The sequence below is a fragment of the Haloferax sp. DFSO60 genome (assembly GCF_046557615.1).
Classification (GTDB): Archaea; Halobacteriota; Halobacteria; order Halobacteriales; family Haloferacaceae; genus Haloferax.
The window spans coordinates 741224-754157 of the sequence record NZ_JBKIII010000002.1; the positions used below are offsets into that span (position 1 = coordinate 741224).

Consider the following 12934-nt stretch of genomic DNA (forward strand, 5'->3'; position numbering starts at 1 on the left):
GAAGCCGTCCGAGAGGGAAAAGTACAGGGACACCCAACGAGTCAGCATCAACTATGACACGTATCGTGGTTCCAGTTCGATACCCGCTGACGAAGCACTCGCGGGCGACACTGGAAGAGGCGGTTCGCATCGCGAGGGAACGCGATGCGGAGTTGACAATCCTCCACGTTGACCTCTATCAGTCGAACCACAGTGTGACCCGGACGGAACTCAAGCGGGCGGTCGAACGCGAGTTCGGTCCGCTGTTCAGGGCACGCTACGTCGTTCACCGAGGGTTCCTCGTCGAAGAGACTATTCTCGAAGAAGTCGCCGCAGAGAGCGCCGATATCGTCGTCATCGGCTCTAAACAGGCGAGTAGTTGGCGACGGATGCTCCGCCGATTCCTCGACGACCCAGATATCGACTCGTATCTCCGCGAAAAACTCGACTGTACTGTGATTACGGTCCGACCGGACAGTTAATTCGACTGTTCGTTCGAACTCTCCCCGTCTTCTGGAGCCTTCTCGTGACTCGAATCGACGGTGTTCGTGAGCCCCGGCGGTGGCACCATCTTCGACGAAGTCTCGCCGTTGGTCCCCCCAACGTGGAGTTCCCCGCTCGTCTCGTCGAACATGACGTGGGTGTGCGGGTAGGCAAATTCCACATCCGAGTCGGTCGTTTCGAGCAGTTCCAACAGTCGGGTCTGGACGTTCGATTTGAGGGTGCCGATTTTGTAGGGCTTTTCGCCCCAGAACCGAAGCCGAATGAGAACCCCGTTGTCGGCGAACGAATCAATGTACGCGGTCGGTTTGGCCGGGTAGCGCGCGCTCCCGATGCGGATGTCCGGGCCGCCTTCGATGACTTGGTCGCTGTCGCGGGCCGCCCGCTCGATGAGGTCGCGTGCGGCCGGAACGTCGGACTCGTAGGTGACGAGTACGTCCAACGTCAGGCGAGTGCGCTCGTCTTCGGCGGAGTAGTTGATAACGTCGCGCTCGCGGATGCTCGCGTTCGGCATGACCAAGAAGGTGTTATCGAGGGTGAACATCTTCGTATAGCGGAGCGTAATCTCCTCGACGAACCCTTTCCGACCGTTGTCGAGTTCTATCATGTCGCCGATTTCGTAGGGCTGGTCGGCGAGGACGAACACACCGTTGATGATGCTCCCGACGATGGGTGCGAGGATGATACCGAGGACGGCAGAGAACACCGTCACCGAGAGGACGATTTGGCCCACTTGGAGGTCGAGAATATTGGCTGCGACTGCGGCCCCTCCCATCACGACAGTGAGTCTGACGAATCGGAGAACGGTCTGGGCGACGCTCTGGCGCCGGAAGCGACGAGCGACAGGTCGCCCGAGCAACCGAACGGCGTACTTCGAGACGACGACGCTGGCGAGAAGGACGAACAGCGCCAGAAGGAGCTCGACGCCCGGACTGGAAGTCCACTCGGGGAGCGAAAGTTGCGGCGTCTCAGGTTGGAGGAAGAACGAACTGGCCGCCTCGCTCACGGAAAACTCCGTGTGGGCGAGCGAGCGGACCACATCATCGACTCGACGCATACCACTCGCAACGGAGAGCGTTTAAAAAAGGGTTGCCACTGTGAAAGTCCACGAAAGTTGCACTGTACGAAAGTGTCGCAACTCCAGCCGTGGTGACACTCAACGATACAATACCACGACATTACGGAATGGTGTGCTACTCGGTTTTCAGTAAATGACTTAGGGGAGGCCGTATTCCTCACGAACATGGCTGACGAACTCCGGCTAACGATGGAGCGTGTCGGTGAGCGCTTTAACCTCGGAGAGTACGAAATCGATGCGTACCTGGCTGTACTCGAACACGGACAGTTGACGGCGAGCGAAATCGCCGACCGAACGAGCATTCCACAACCCCGTGTCTACGACACGGTTCGAAGTCTGTCGGACCGCGGTCTGGTTGAACTCCGCGAATCGCGTCCGATGAAAATCGTCGCTATCGACCCCGACGACGCCTTCTCGAACGTCAAAACGTCGCTCGACGAACTCATCTCCGAACTCGAAGCGCGCTATACGGCACCCGCACGCGACACCGAGGCAGTCTCGCTCGTCAAGTCGCGTTCGACTATCCTTCGGTACATCGAGGAGATTATCGAGTCCGCGGAGTACGAACTCGTCCTCTCGCTGACGCCCGACCTGCTTCGCCGCTTCCGCGACGACCTCGCGGCCCAAATCGACGACGGCGTAAGTATCGACCTACTCATCACGCCCGCCTCCCGCGCGCCTGACCCGTCGGAGTTCAACTACCTCGACGTGGCGACTATCGCCCGCGCCCGCCGTGGTATCACCTCGCCCGTTCTGGCCGTCGCAGACGGTGAGTACTCGATGTACGCCACGCAGGACGCCCTCCGCGACGACCGCGACCGCTACGGCGTCATCTTCAACCGCTCCGCGCTCGGCTTCCTCGTCAGTGGTTTCTTCGGGACCGTTCTGTGGTCCACCGCCGAGACCATCGTCGCAGACGGCAAGCGCCGCCCGTTCCCGCGTCGCTACGCCTCTATCCGTCGCGCCGTAAAGGACATCCGTGAGATTGAGGGCGACTTCTACGCTTCTGTCTCCGGGCGCGACGTCGAAACCGGCGACCCAATCATCGTCGAAGGCCGGGTCATCGAGACGGCGTTCGAAGACACCGAAGAGGTCGCATCGCTCCACATCGAGACCGACGAAGGCGTCGTCGAAGTCGGTGGTCTCGTGGCTGCGCTCGAAGACATCGAAGGCCAAGAAATCTTGCTCGGCCGCGACGAAGTGCCGGACCGCGACCAGTTCGCCTAACCGGCGATTCGTCTCTTTCTATTCGTCCAGTTCGTAGACGACGGCATCGCACTCAGCGCACGCCAGCACTGGATGTTCTGGATTGTCGTAGAGGCCTGCGGTGCCACCACAGCAGTTTCGAACCGTCGTCTCTTCGACTGCGCCGCCGCACTCTGGGCAGATTTCGATGAACATCCGCATCGGTTCGGTCGCGGCGAGTCGAACGCTCGCAGGGATTCCTTCCTCGGAGAGCGCGAAGATGGTCGCAACGTCGGCGATTGCCTGTGCGCGCGACATCCACACCGACATGTCAGGACCGTCGATACCGATGCCGTCGAACTGGGGTGAGACGTCTGCTTCGAATGGAACCGCCGTCGAGACGGTATTTGCGAGTTCGTCGTCGCTCCCTTTGCGGAGCGTGGCCATCGTCTCTTCCCAGCCGTCTCGGAAGTCGTCTGCCACGTACAGGCCGTCTTCTTTCTCGATGAGGACGCCCGAATCGAGGAGCGTCGAGAGCATCACTTCGGGGTTGATGTCGGCGGTGAGCGACTCAGATTCGCGCAGTTCGTCTTCGTCGTCGTAGCCGAAGACATCGGCGAGACCCGCGGCCTCGACGAGTCGCGGCGCGAACTCGGGGGTTCCGGGGACGACGTAGCCACGGAGATACACGGCAACCGCGCCCACGACGAGGACTACGAGGCCGACCGGAATCCAGAGAATTCCGAGCGCGAACGCGACGACGGCGATGATGGCACTGTTGACGACGGTACACGGGAGACACCGATTTTGGCCGGTGTACTCAGGTCGTTTGAGAGAATCGACGATGGACATGTTACGGGACAATAGGTGTGGGAACCTTTCGCTGTTGGGGTTGACCCAGTATTCGAGTTACTTTGCTGGCGGCGTTTCGACGGAGTTGACTTTCACCGCACGGCCTTCTTCGGACGAGCGGTAGATCGCGTCGATAACCTGTTGGACGGAGATAGCCTCTGCGACCGTATTGCGTCCGGGGGCCTCGCCCGCTGCGACGGCCTCGACGAAGAGTTTCTGTTCAGACTTGTGCGTGTCGTTGACCTGCGTGTCGATGTCGGCAGTCGTGAGGTGGTTGCTGCCACCGACGTCGCCCTCGTAGAAGTTGAGTTCGTGGCTGGCGCGGTCGAATCGGGCACCGCCTTTCGTGCCACGGAGGAAGAACTCGTCGTTGGTCGGGCGGTTCGTCGCCCACGCGACTTCGAGCGAGATAGTCGTGCCGTTGGCACAGCGGATGAAGGCGCTGGCGGAGTCATCGACGTTGAAGCCTTCCGGCCCGATGTCGTCGCCCCACATCTCGACGAAGGTGTAGTCCTCTTTGTCACCGAACTGCGAGCGCGTGACGCCCGAGACTTCGACGACTTCGGGGAAATCGAGGAAGTAGAGTGCGAGGTCGATTGCGTGGACGCCGATGTCGATGAGCGACCCGCCGCCTGCGATTTCTTTCGAGGTGAACCACGACCCGCGGCCGGGGATGCCACGGCGACGGACGTAGTTGGCTTCGATGTGCTTGATGTCACCGAAGCGACCTGCCTCGTAGTGGTGTTTGAACACTTCGACGGGGTTGGCAAAGCGGTTGTTGAACCCGACCATACAGAATCCATCGGCCTTCTCTGCGACCGTGGCGATGTTCTGTGCGGATTCGAGCGAGTGCGCGAGCGGTTTTTCGAGCAGTACGTCGAGCCCTGCTTCGAGCGCATCGACGGCGTACTCTTCGTGGAAGCGGTTTGGCGTCGTGATGATAACGGCGTCAACCTCATCGAAGAGTTCGTTCTTGTCTTCGTAGGTGTTCACGTCGTACTTCTCGGTAAAGCGGTGGCGTGCCTCTGCTTGAATGTCGAGGCCGCCGACGAGTTCTGCACCGAGGTCGACGAGGCGGTCGGCGTGGTGGTGGCCGATGTTTCCGAGTCCGATGATACCAACACGGACAGATGACGCGGTACTCATGAATCAATGATTAACTACAACATGTGTTAAGTTTCTCGTTATCGTGGCTGATTTGCCAAGAACAAGATAGAATCGACAGCGCGCGCGGCGAAAGGTGAGATTCAGTTCGATGACCGAACCATCTCGAAGGGTGGATATTTCATCGACTAAAGATGTTCGACGGCGTGTGCAGTCGGTCGGTCAGTAGAGTTGTTCTTCGCGCTCTTTGCGTTCTTCTTCGCGGCGCTCTTCTTCTTTGAGCTTTTTGCGTCCACGGAGGTACTGTTGGCCTTTTGGTATGAACTTGTTTTTCACGTCGAGGAAGAACGAGACGAATCCGTAGGCCCAGAAGAAGAAAAGCACCGTCCCCATACCGAGATAGAGCCAGCCGAGTTCGTTAACCATAGCTAGAGGATGCGGTGTATCGCGGATAAACGTTGTGCGAGGCCGACAGCGAGTCGGCGCGCGGTTGGATTAGTCGTCGCTCTCTGCTTCGGTTCCGGCCGCGCCGCTCGCTTGCACGGCGTTTTCGATACCGTGGCTGAGTGCCTGTCCACTTTCGCTGTCGAAGAAGTGCAGTTTCGACCGGTCGAGGACGACCGAGACGTCTTGGTCTTCTTCGATTTCCGTGTCGGGTGCGACACTCATCAGCAGTTGGTCGTTCGTCGCGCCCGACGTGTCGTCGTCGAGGCTCGTTTCGACTTCTTCGCTGAGTTTGAGGTAGACGAAGATTTCGTCACCCATCGGCTCGAGAACGTCGGTCATGGCGTCGATTTCTTCACCAGGGCTGGTCACAAGGTGCTTCTCCTGGGAGAGGTAAACGTCCTCAGGACGGACACCCATTGTGACCTGCGCCCCGACTTCGACGCCGAGGTCTGTTGGGTCGAACTCGACACTGATGTTCGTCGATTCGAAGCCAGTCTCGGTGATTTCGCCATCGAGGAAGTTCATCGAGGGCGACCCGATGAAGCCTGCGACGAACAGGTTCGCCGGTTCGTTGTAACACGTCAGTGGCGGCGCAATCTGTTGGAGTTGACCGGAGTCGATGACTGCGATGCGGTCGGACATCGTCATCGCCTCTGCCTGGTCGTGAGTCACGTAGATGATGGTCGTGTCCAGTTCCTTGTGGAGGCGCTGGAGTTCCGTTCGCATGTGGACGCGAAGCTTCGCGTCGAGGTTGGCGAGCGGCTCGTCCATCAGGAAGACGCCGGGGTTGCGGACGATTGCGCGTGCGATTGCGACGCGCTGGCGCTGCCCACCGGACATCTCGTCGGGCATGCGTTCGAGCATGCCTTCGAGTTGAACGACGTCTGCGGCGCGGTTGACGCGCCGGTCGATTTCTTCCTTCTCGTAGTTACGGAGTCGAAGGCCGAACGAGATGTTGTCGTACACGTCCATGTGCGGGAACAGTGCGATGTTCTGGAAGACCATCGCGACTCCGCGGTCCTTCGGTGGGAGGTTCGTAACCTCTCGGTCGCCGATGAAGACCTGCCCCTCGGAGGGGATGGTCAGCCCGGCAATCATCTCCATAGTCGTCGATTTTCCACACCCCGATGGACCGACGAGACAGATGAATTCGCCGTCCTTGATGTCGAGGTTCATGTCGTCGACTGCCGTTACTTCGTCGTAGTGCTTGCTTACGTGTTCGAGTTTAACGTCTCCCATGGTTACTCCTTCAGTGCTCCTGCAGTCAGTCCACTGACGATGCGTTCCTGCGCGATAATGACAAGGATGGCCACGGGTAAGACTCCCACGATGGAAGCGGCGGCCATCAGGTTGTACGGTGTGTCGAACTGGCCCTGATATTTCAGGATACCAGCGACGATTGGTGCCCACGAAGCGGCTTCACCGTTGTTCATCAGGAACGAGAAGAAGAACTCGTTGTACACCGCGATGAACGTCAGCACACCCGCAGTCGCCACACCAGGGGCCGACAGCGGCACGATGACGCGGAACAGTGCGCCGAGTCGTGTCGTCCCCTCGACACGCGCTGCGTCTTCCAGCCCGTCCGGAATCTGCCCGTAGAAGGTCGTCAGGATGAAGACCGACAGGGGCAAGAACAGCGCGCTAAACGGGAACACCATCGGTGCTGGTGTGTTGAACAGGTCCGGTGACGAGATTGTCACCGGTCCCAACCCGATTGCCGTGTTCCCCGTGAACAGCTCGAAGAGCGGGATGAGGAACGCCGCTGGCGGGAAGTACGAGATAGCCAGGATGCCGAGCATCAGCAGGCCCTTCCCGGGGAAGCGGAGACGTCCGAAGACGTATCCCGCGAGGCTCGCGAGGAGCAAGACGATAATCGTCGTCGTAATCCCCAGCACGAAGCTATTGAACATGTACCAGTGGAACGGCACCCGCTGGAACATCTCGACGAACACGATTGGGTTGAATCCTTTCGGAACCAGCCCCATGTTCGCGATGAGGTTGTTCGGTGTGAGCGCCAAGACGAGCAACCAGTAGAACGGGAACAGCGTCGTGACGAGGAAGAACACAGTCGCGACGTAGAACATCGCGCTGTAGACCTTGTCTGGATTGCCGATTGCCGAGGTAACCCAGCGTCCGAGTGGTCCACGCTTTAGTTCTGCGTCGTCGCGACCCATTCCGGTTGTTGGATTTTCGCTTGACATCTTAGACACCCTCACTTGCGAAGTTCACGATGTAGATGGACACCACGACGCCGATGATGGCGGCGGTGACGAATGCGACCGTCGCAGACGTCCCGTACAGTGGCGTGTTGAACGTCGTCACGACGAGACACGACAGCGACGGAACCGTCTGACAGCCAGCCATCGTCTCGATGATGCCGTACACGCGCATCGCGTCGATGGTGCGGAAGAGCATCGCAACCAGCACCGTTGGCAGGATGAGCGGGAACGTGATGAGTTTGAACTGCTGCCAGCGCGAGGCACCAGCAACTTTCGCGACGTCGTAGAGCGAGCGGTCGATGCTCTGCATCCCAGCGAGGATGAGCAGTGCCATGAACGCGCTCGTCTTCCAGACGTCGGCGACGATGATGAGGAACAACGAATCTGCGGTGTCACGCAGCGGCGTCGTTCCGATGAGGCCGAGTTGGTTCAACAGCGCCGGGTCTTGTGCGTTGCCGACCAGGAACCCGATGTTCGGCTGGAACATCAGGAAGAAAATCATCCCCTGGATGACGATGGGCACGGCCCACGGGATGATGATGGCGACACGGACCCATCTGCGACCACGGAAATCCTGGTCCAAGATGAGTGCTTGACCGAAGCCGATGAGCGTTTCGAAGAGCACACTGAACACGGTGAAGATGAGCGTCACCATGAGTGCGCTTGAGTACACGTTCGTGACGAACGGGAACTCAGACGTGAATGTCGGAAGGAACCTCGATGGAAGCGCGTAGTTGCGCGCGCCGGTGAACAGGTCGATGTAGTTCTGTAACCCGACGAACTCACCCAGTCGTGCAGTCCCCGTCAGTCGGTCGGCGAACAGCGACATGCTGAACGTCGAGACCAATGGGTAGACCGCGATTACCCCCAAAAGGATGAGTGCGGGTGTGAGAAGCAGGTACGCGAACTGCGTCTCGGACAGGTTTTCCATCCAGTTCACAGCGGACGTATACGGGCCGCTTCGCTGGGTATCAGAAAGTCCCTCCCCTGATTGTTGTTCTGTAGCCATGTCAAATGATAACGTGTGAGTAGGGTTACGTCTTACTCAAGACGTTGTTTTACGCGTTCTGCTCGATCTGTTCGAGTTGCGACGCGAGGTCTGCCATCGCCTGTTCAGGCGACTTCTCTTGTGCGTACGCGGCGTTGACTTCCTGCGAGACGCGACCGGACTCCTGCGGCCAGACGACGGTGACGGGACGCGGGATTGCGTTCTCGCCAGCCACCTTCAGTGCAGGGAGGTAGCGACCGATGATGTCGACTTCTGCTGCTTCGTCGGAGTCGAGCAGCGTCGGACGTGGTGGAATCCAACCGATGATGCGGAACATGTCGAGCTGGAACTGCTCGTCCTGCATCGCCTTCATGACCTGCACACCGGCCTGCTTCTGTTCGTCCGACGAGTTCGGGTTCATCGTCAGGTGCCAGCCACCGAGTGCGGCGACGGGGCCACCGGTGCCCTCGTACTCTGCCTCGTCAGGCGTGACACCGTACGGAATCGGCATGACACCGAGGTCTTCGCCGAAGCCGGTCTGGTCGTTCTCTGCCGACGGCTCTGCACCGTTGATGACGATGGAGTACGGCCAGTTGCGGTGCATGACTGCGTTGCCCGTCGTGAACGGCTGACGGGACGGCTCTTCGGTCCACTGGAGGACGGCCTCGGGTGCGATGTTACCCGTGATGCCGTCGAGTGCGTACTCGTCGTCCTCACCGTGGATGAGCGTGCGGACCATCCGGATGGAGTTGATGACGGGTTCTTCTTCGACCGTAATCGGGCGGTCGCCGACGGGACCGAAGAGGTTCTCGCGGCCACCGAAGTAGGCGCCACCGTACGACGTCATGAACTCGTTGAAGTCACAGCACGAGAGACCTTCGTAGACGTTTGCCTGGAAGGTGTAACCGTACTGGACGTCGTTCGCGTCGAGTGCTTCTTTCGTGATTGCCGAGAACTCTTCCCACGACATGGACTCGGTTGCCCACGTCTCGAAGTCGTCGTCCGTGTAACCCGCGTTCCGGAGCAGGTCCTTGCGGTACTGCATCGTCGGGAAGTCGGGGAAAAGCGGCTGACCGTAGAGGTCGCCATCCGAGCCTGTCGCGGTTGCGACAGATGCCTCGAAGTATTCGTTGTTGATGGCGTCGGTCATCTCTGACGGAAGCGACTGCGAGAGGTTCTGCAGTTGGTTCCGTGCGATGAACGGAATCGTCCATCCGCTGTCCATCATCAGGAGCGTCGGTTCTTCCCGACCACCGGAAAGCCACTGCTGGTACTGTGCCTGACGGTTGTCGGTCACCTGCGAACCAGCGATAATGTCGACCGTGATGTTGTCCGGAAGACCGGCATCGCTGAGTGCTTGGAGGACCTCCTCCTCTGCGTCCGCGATACGCGTGTCAGCGGCCCACTGGATAGTGATATCCTCGGTGGGTGCTTCGGTGTTAATCGGCGTGTCGGTGTCGCCGTCGCCGCCACCGTTGCCACCGTCGCCGTCACCGCCGCCGGTACTAATACATCCAGCGAGACCGACTGCGACGCCCGATGCGCCAGCGGCCTTCACGAAGTTGCGTCGAGAGACGCCAGTGCGCTTGCCCTTGCTTGAATCAGCATCAACCATTACAGTTTGTAATCTACATTTAATGATTATTTATACTTTTGGTGACGGCTACTACCGCTGTGGTAGTAAACTGCTTGTCAAGATTTTCTGACCAAAAGCCAAAACAACGCCACTACCTCCACTTTTGAGGGTGAAAATAGCACTTTCGTAAAAATTTACTCGTTGCTGAATTGTCTCTTTGCCGCTGGAAGGGGGGTTTCTATCCGGTCGAGACAGGTGTTGGCGGCACTCGGTGATTGGCTGTCAACACCTCTCGTTCTCGGAGAGAGACGCAACCGCTTTACCCCCGCCTTCGGAACGCGCAGTGTATGGACGGGCGCACACGTGAGTACCTCGAAGGTCGTTTCGGCGATTACTACCGAAGCGCCACGGTTCCCCTGCCGCCTGCCCCAAGCGAGCGCGAGTGGGGTGTCATTCCGTGGTCGGCAGGCGGAACTCGAATGCACCGCCACCAGTCGCTCTTGGACCTCGGGGAACTCGAAGACTACCTCGCGCGCACCGCGCCCCGGCACGTCTACTTCTCGTCGGCCCGCTTTGCCGACCCTGGCGCATCCTCGATGGACGACAAAGACTGGCGAGAAGCCGACCTCGTCTTCGACATCGACGCCGACCACCTCCCGGGCGTGGACCCCGAGGAAACTTCGTACGCCGAGATGCTCGCAGCGGGGAAAGACGCCACCGAAAATCTCCTGTCGCTTCTCGACGACGACTTCGAGTTTCAGGACATGCAGGTCGTCTTCTCCGGTGGACGTGGATATCACGTTCACGTCCGCGACGAGGGGATTCGGAGCCTCGATAGCGAAGCACGCCGTGAGATCGTCGATTACATTCGCGCTATCGACCTCGACTTCGACGGTCTCATCGAGACACGTGCGGGCGACCGAGGAATCACCCAGCGCGTTCTCCGAACCGAAGGCGGGTGGGGCCGCCGAACTCACGACAGACTCCTCGAATTCGTGGACGGTCTCATGGAACTCGAAGAAGAAGCCGCACTGAATCGCTTGCAAGAACTCGATGGTGTCGGCGAAGGCCGCGCGAAAACGATCCTGGGCGCGTTCCGAAACAACCCCGATGCGATTCGAACGGGGAACGTCGAGGCTGGGGGTCCGGGTGTTCGAACCCTCGTAGACGCCCTCGCGCACGAAGTCGTCGAATCCGAAACCGCGCCCATCGACGAACCCGTCACGACGGACACGAAACGTCTCATTCGACTCCCCAAGAGTCTCCACGGCGGGTCGGGACTCGTCGTCCAACCACTCACCCGTGAGGAGTTCGAGGAGTTCGACCCGTTGGTCGATGCCGTCCCCGACCGATTCCGTGGGCGCGAGATTACCATTCGAGTCACCGACCCCGGCCCAGTTACTTTCGATGGCGATACATTTACACTCGACTCGGGTGTTCAGTCAATAAGCGAAAGCGTCGGGATTTTCCTCATGGCCCGAGGTCGCGCCGAGAAGGTGAAAGAATGAATGCAGACGAACTCAGGAGTGTGCTGCGGACGGAGCGGCAGAAAGATAGCTTGCAGCAACTTCGCGAGTCGTTCTACGAAGACGTCGCGGAACTCATCGCCGAGCAGAAAGCCCGGCGAGACCAGCGCGCCGACGAACTCGGGACACACTACTCCAACGAGATTCGGCGCATCACCGACGAAATCGAGACCACAGAAGAGATTGTCACCTCGATTTACGAGCGCCGCGTCGGCAAAGTCGTCAAAGCCGCGAGTTTCGCGGCCGCAGGCATGCCGACCGATACGGACGGGCTAACCCACGAAGAGAAACGACTGTTCGATGACCTCGTCACCCGAATCGAAGAGAACCGCACGACTGTCCTCTCGACACTCGAAGACGTTGCGGCGAGCGACACACCGGCATCGACCAGTTCAGCATCTACGACATCACCGACTTCTCAGCGCCCCGAACCAACGACGACCGAGACCGAACCTTCTCCCGCGGCAAAACCCGACGATGTGCCGCCAATCCCGCCAGACGCCCCAGACCCAGAGTCAGGAGAGAGTACAGAAGCATCCGACGCGGCAGGCGACATCCTCGCGGATGCGATGGGAACTGGGTCGGACGACACCGACGCCGCATCTACTACCGACACTGCATCCACGACCGACCCCGCATCCGCGTCCCCCGAGACGTCCTCGACTCCCGAAGCCGACCGCCCGAACGACGAAGCGACGGTGGTTATCGGGGACGAACCGGCAGCATCCAGTGAGACAGCAGAAGCGGGTGACGACGACCCGCTCGTCGACCTCGACTCGGAGCGGACGACGGTTCGAATCACCGCCGACGTGGGAACCATCTTCGGCATCGACGAGCGCGAGTACGACTTAGCACAGGAGGACGTCGTGACGCTCCCCAGTGCGAACGCCGGGCCACTCGTCGAACGCGGCGCGGCAGAAGAATTAGAGTAAGAAAGAGCCTTTGTAGGGGCCTTCCAACGAACAGCGTATGCTCGCTGTTGGCGATACTGCCCCCGACTTCGAACTTCTCGACCAGCACGGAGAGTCGGTCTCCCTCTCGGACTACCGCGGCCACTACGTCGTCGTCTACTTCTACCCCCGAGCGGACACGCCGGGATGCACCACCGAAGCCTGTGGCTTCCGCGATTCGTGGGACGAGTTCGAAGAACGCGACGTTCCCGTTCTCGGAATCAGCGACGACCCCGTTTCGGACCTCGACAAATTCGCAGAAAAGTACGACCTCCCCTTCAGACTCCTCTCAGACGAAGACGGCGAGGCCTCGGCAAAGTACCACTCGTACGGCGAGAAGAACATGTTCGGCAAGACGTTCGATGGCGTCTTCCGCAACACGTACATCGTCGGCCCGGACGGCACTATCGAACACGTCTACGAAGGCGTCTCTCCCGACGGCCACGCTGGCGAACTGCTCGACGCACTCGCTTCCGAATAGCTCACTTACTACGGCCCGAGTAGCTTTTTGACAAACGACGAGTAGCAC

The 12934-nt window shown here is 59.6% G+C and carries 13 protein-coding genes; 5 read left to right on the top strand and 8 right to left on the bottom strand.

Annotated features, from left to right (window positions below; all coding sequences use genetic code 11):
* Positions 1-53 precede the first annotated feature (53 nt).
* Positions 54-461 (top strand): universal stress protein, encoded by a 408-nt coding sequence (locus tag ACK509_RS13325; protein WP_410767027.1) that lies wholly within the window; start codon positions 54-56, stop codon positions 459-461.
* Here ACK509_RS13325 and ACK509_RS13330 read toward each other — a convergent pair.
* Positions 458-1537: a mechanosensitive ion channel family protein gene (locus ACK509_RS13330; protein WP_410767028.1), complete on the bottom strand. Its 1080-nt coding sequence runs from the start codon at positions 1535-1537 to the stop codon at positions 458-460. The two genes, ACK509_RS13325 and ACK509_RS13330, sit on opposite strands and share 4 nt — an antisense overlap.
* 186 nt (positions 1538-1723) lie before the next feature.
* Here ACK509_RS13330 and trmB point away from each other — a divergent pair, with 186 nt between their 5' ends.
* Entirely contained in the window at positions 1724-2785 is a 1062-nt protein-coding gene (gene trmB / locus ACK509_RS13335) for an HTH-type sugar sensing transcriptional regulator TrmB (protein ID WP_410767029.1), read from the top strand.
* 18 nt (positions 2786-2803) lie between these two features.
* On the opposite strand, the gene ACK509_RS13340 is transcribed toward trmB, so the two are convergent.
* The 7 genes from ACK509_RS13340 to ACK509_RS13370 form a co-directional block, all read right to left on the bottom strand.
* Positions 2804-3595, bottom strand: coding sequence for a hypothetical protein (locus ACK509_RS13340; RefSeq protein ID WP_410767030.1), 792 nt, complete (start codon positions 3593-3595; stop codon positions 2804-2806).
* A gap of 57 nt (positions 3596-3652) precedes the next feature.
* Complete coding sequence (locus ACK509_RS13345; protein ID WP_410767031.1) at positions 3653-4741, bottom strand: Gfo/Idh/MocA family protein; 1089 nt, start codon at positions 4739-4741, stop codon at positions 3653-3655.
* A gap of 180 nt (positions 4742-4921) precedes the next feature.
* Positions 4922-5125 carry a hypothetical protein gene (locus ACK509_RS13350; protein WP_410767032.1) on the bottom strand — a complete coding sequence of 68 codons (204 nt, stop codon included), beginning with the start codon at positions 5123-5125 and terminating at the stop codon, positions 4922-4924.
* A 69-nt stretch (positions 5126-5194) separates the two neighbouring features.
* Entirely contained in the window at positions 5195-6385 is a 1191-nt protein-coding gene (locus ACK509_RS13355; protein ID WP_410767033.1) for an ABC transporter ATP-binding protein, read from the bottom strand.
* A 2-nt stretch (positions 6386-6387) separates the two neighbouring features.
* Positions 6388-7347: a carbohydrate ABC transporter permease gene (locus tag ACK509_RS13360; protein ID WP_410767034.1), complete on the bottom strand. Its 960-nt coding sequence runs from the start codon at positions 7345-7347 to the stop codon at positions 6388-6390.
* Position 7348: 1 nt separating this feature from the next.
* Positions 7349-8296, bottom strand: coding sequence for a carbohydrate ABC transporter permease (locus tag ACK509_RS13365; RefSeq protein ID WP_410767266.1), 948 nt, complete (start codon positions 8294-8296; stop codon positions 7349-7351).
* 127 nt (positions 8297-8423) lie between these two features.
* Positions 8424-9968: a substrate-binding domain-containing protein gene (locus ACK509_RS13370; RefSeq protein ID WP_410767035.1), complete on the bottom strand. Its 1545-nt coding sequence runs from the start codon at positions 9966-9968 to the stop codon at positions 8424-8426.
* Positions 9969-10276: 308 nt separating this feature from the next.
* Here ACK509_RS13370 and priS point away from each other — a divergent pair, with 308 nt between their 5' ends.
* The 3 genes from priS to bcp are packed head-to-tail and all read left to right on the top strand — an operon-like array spanning position 10277 to position 12886.
* Positions 10277-11437 (top strand): DNA primase small subunit PriS, encoded by a 1161-nt coding sequence (gene priS / locus ACK509_RS13375; protein WP_410767036.1) that lies wholly within the window; start codon positions 10277-10279, stop codon positions 11435-11437.
* Positions 11434-12387 carry a DNA replication protein gene (locus tag ACK509_RS13380; RefSeq protein ID WP_410767037.1) on the top strand — a complete coding sequence of 318 codons (954 nt, stop codon included), beginning with the start codon at positions 11434-11436 and terminating at the stop codon, positions 12385-12387. Before priS ends, ACK509_RS13380 begins: the two co-directional genes overlap by 4 nt.
* A gap of 37 nt (positions 12388-12424) precedes the next feature.
* Positions 12425-12886: a thioredoxin-dependent thiol peroxidase gene (gene bcp, locus ACK509_RS13385; RefSeq protein ID WP_410767038.1), complete on the top strand. Its 462-nt coding sequence runs from the start codon at positions 12425-12427 to the stop codon at positions 12884-12886.
* Positions 12887-12934 lie beyond the last annotated feature (48 nt).

Bases quoted from the DNA above. Each gene is read 5' to 3' on its own strand.
- ACK509_RS13345 (WP_410767031.1), bottom strand. From the start codon at position 4,741: ATGAGTACCGCGTCATCTGTCCGTGTTGGTATCATCGGACTCGGAAAC.
- trmB (WP_410767029.1), top strand. From the start codon at position 1,724: ATGGCTGACGAACTCCGGCTAACGATGGAGCGTGTCGGTGAGCGCTTT.
- bcp (WP_410767038.1), top strand. From the start codon at position 12,425: ATGCTCGCTGTTGGCGATACTGCCCCCGACTTCGAACTTCTCGACCAG.
- ACK509_RS13365 (WP_410767266.1), bottom strand. From the start codon at position 8,296: ATGGAAAACCTGTCCGAGACGCAGTTCGCGTACCTGCTTCTCACACCC.
- ACK509_RS13370 (WP_410767035.1), bottom strand. From the start codon at position 9,968: ATGGTTGATGCTGATTCAAGCAAGGGCAAGCGCACTGGCGTCTCTCGA.
- priS (WP_410767036.1), top strand. From the start codon at position 10,277: ATGGACGGGCGCACACGTGAGTACCTCGAAGGTCGTTTCGGCGATTAC.
- ACK509_RS13330 (WP_410767028.1), bottom strand. From the start codon at position 1,537: ATGCGTCGAGTCGATGATGTGGTCCGCTCGCTCGCCCACACGGAGTTT.
- ACK509_RS13380 (WP_410767037.1), top strand. From the start codon at position 11,434: ATGAATGCAGACGAACTCAGGAGTGTGCTGCGGACGGAGCGGCAGAAA.
- ACK509_RS13340 (WP_410767030.1), bottom strand. From the start codon at position 3,595: ATGTCCATCGTCGATTCTCTCAAACGACCTGAGTACACCGGCCAAAAT.
- ACK509_RS13355 (WP_410767033.1), bottom strand. From the start codon at position 6,385: ATGGGAGACGTTAAACTCGAACACGTAAGCAAGCACTACGACGAAGTA.
- ACK509_RS13360 (WP_410767034.1), bottom strand. From the start codon at position 7,347: ATGTCAAGCGAAAATCCAACAACCGGAATGGGTCGCGACGACGCAGAA.
- ACK509_RS13325 (WP_410767027.1), top strand. From the start codon at position 54: ATGACACGTATCGTGGTTCCAGTTCGATACCCGCTGACGAAGCACTCG.
- ACK509_RS13350 (WP_410767032.1), bottom strand. From the start codon at position 5,125: ATGGTTAACGAACTCGGCTGGCTCTATCTCGGTATGGGGACGGTGCTT.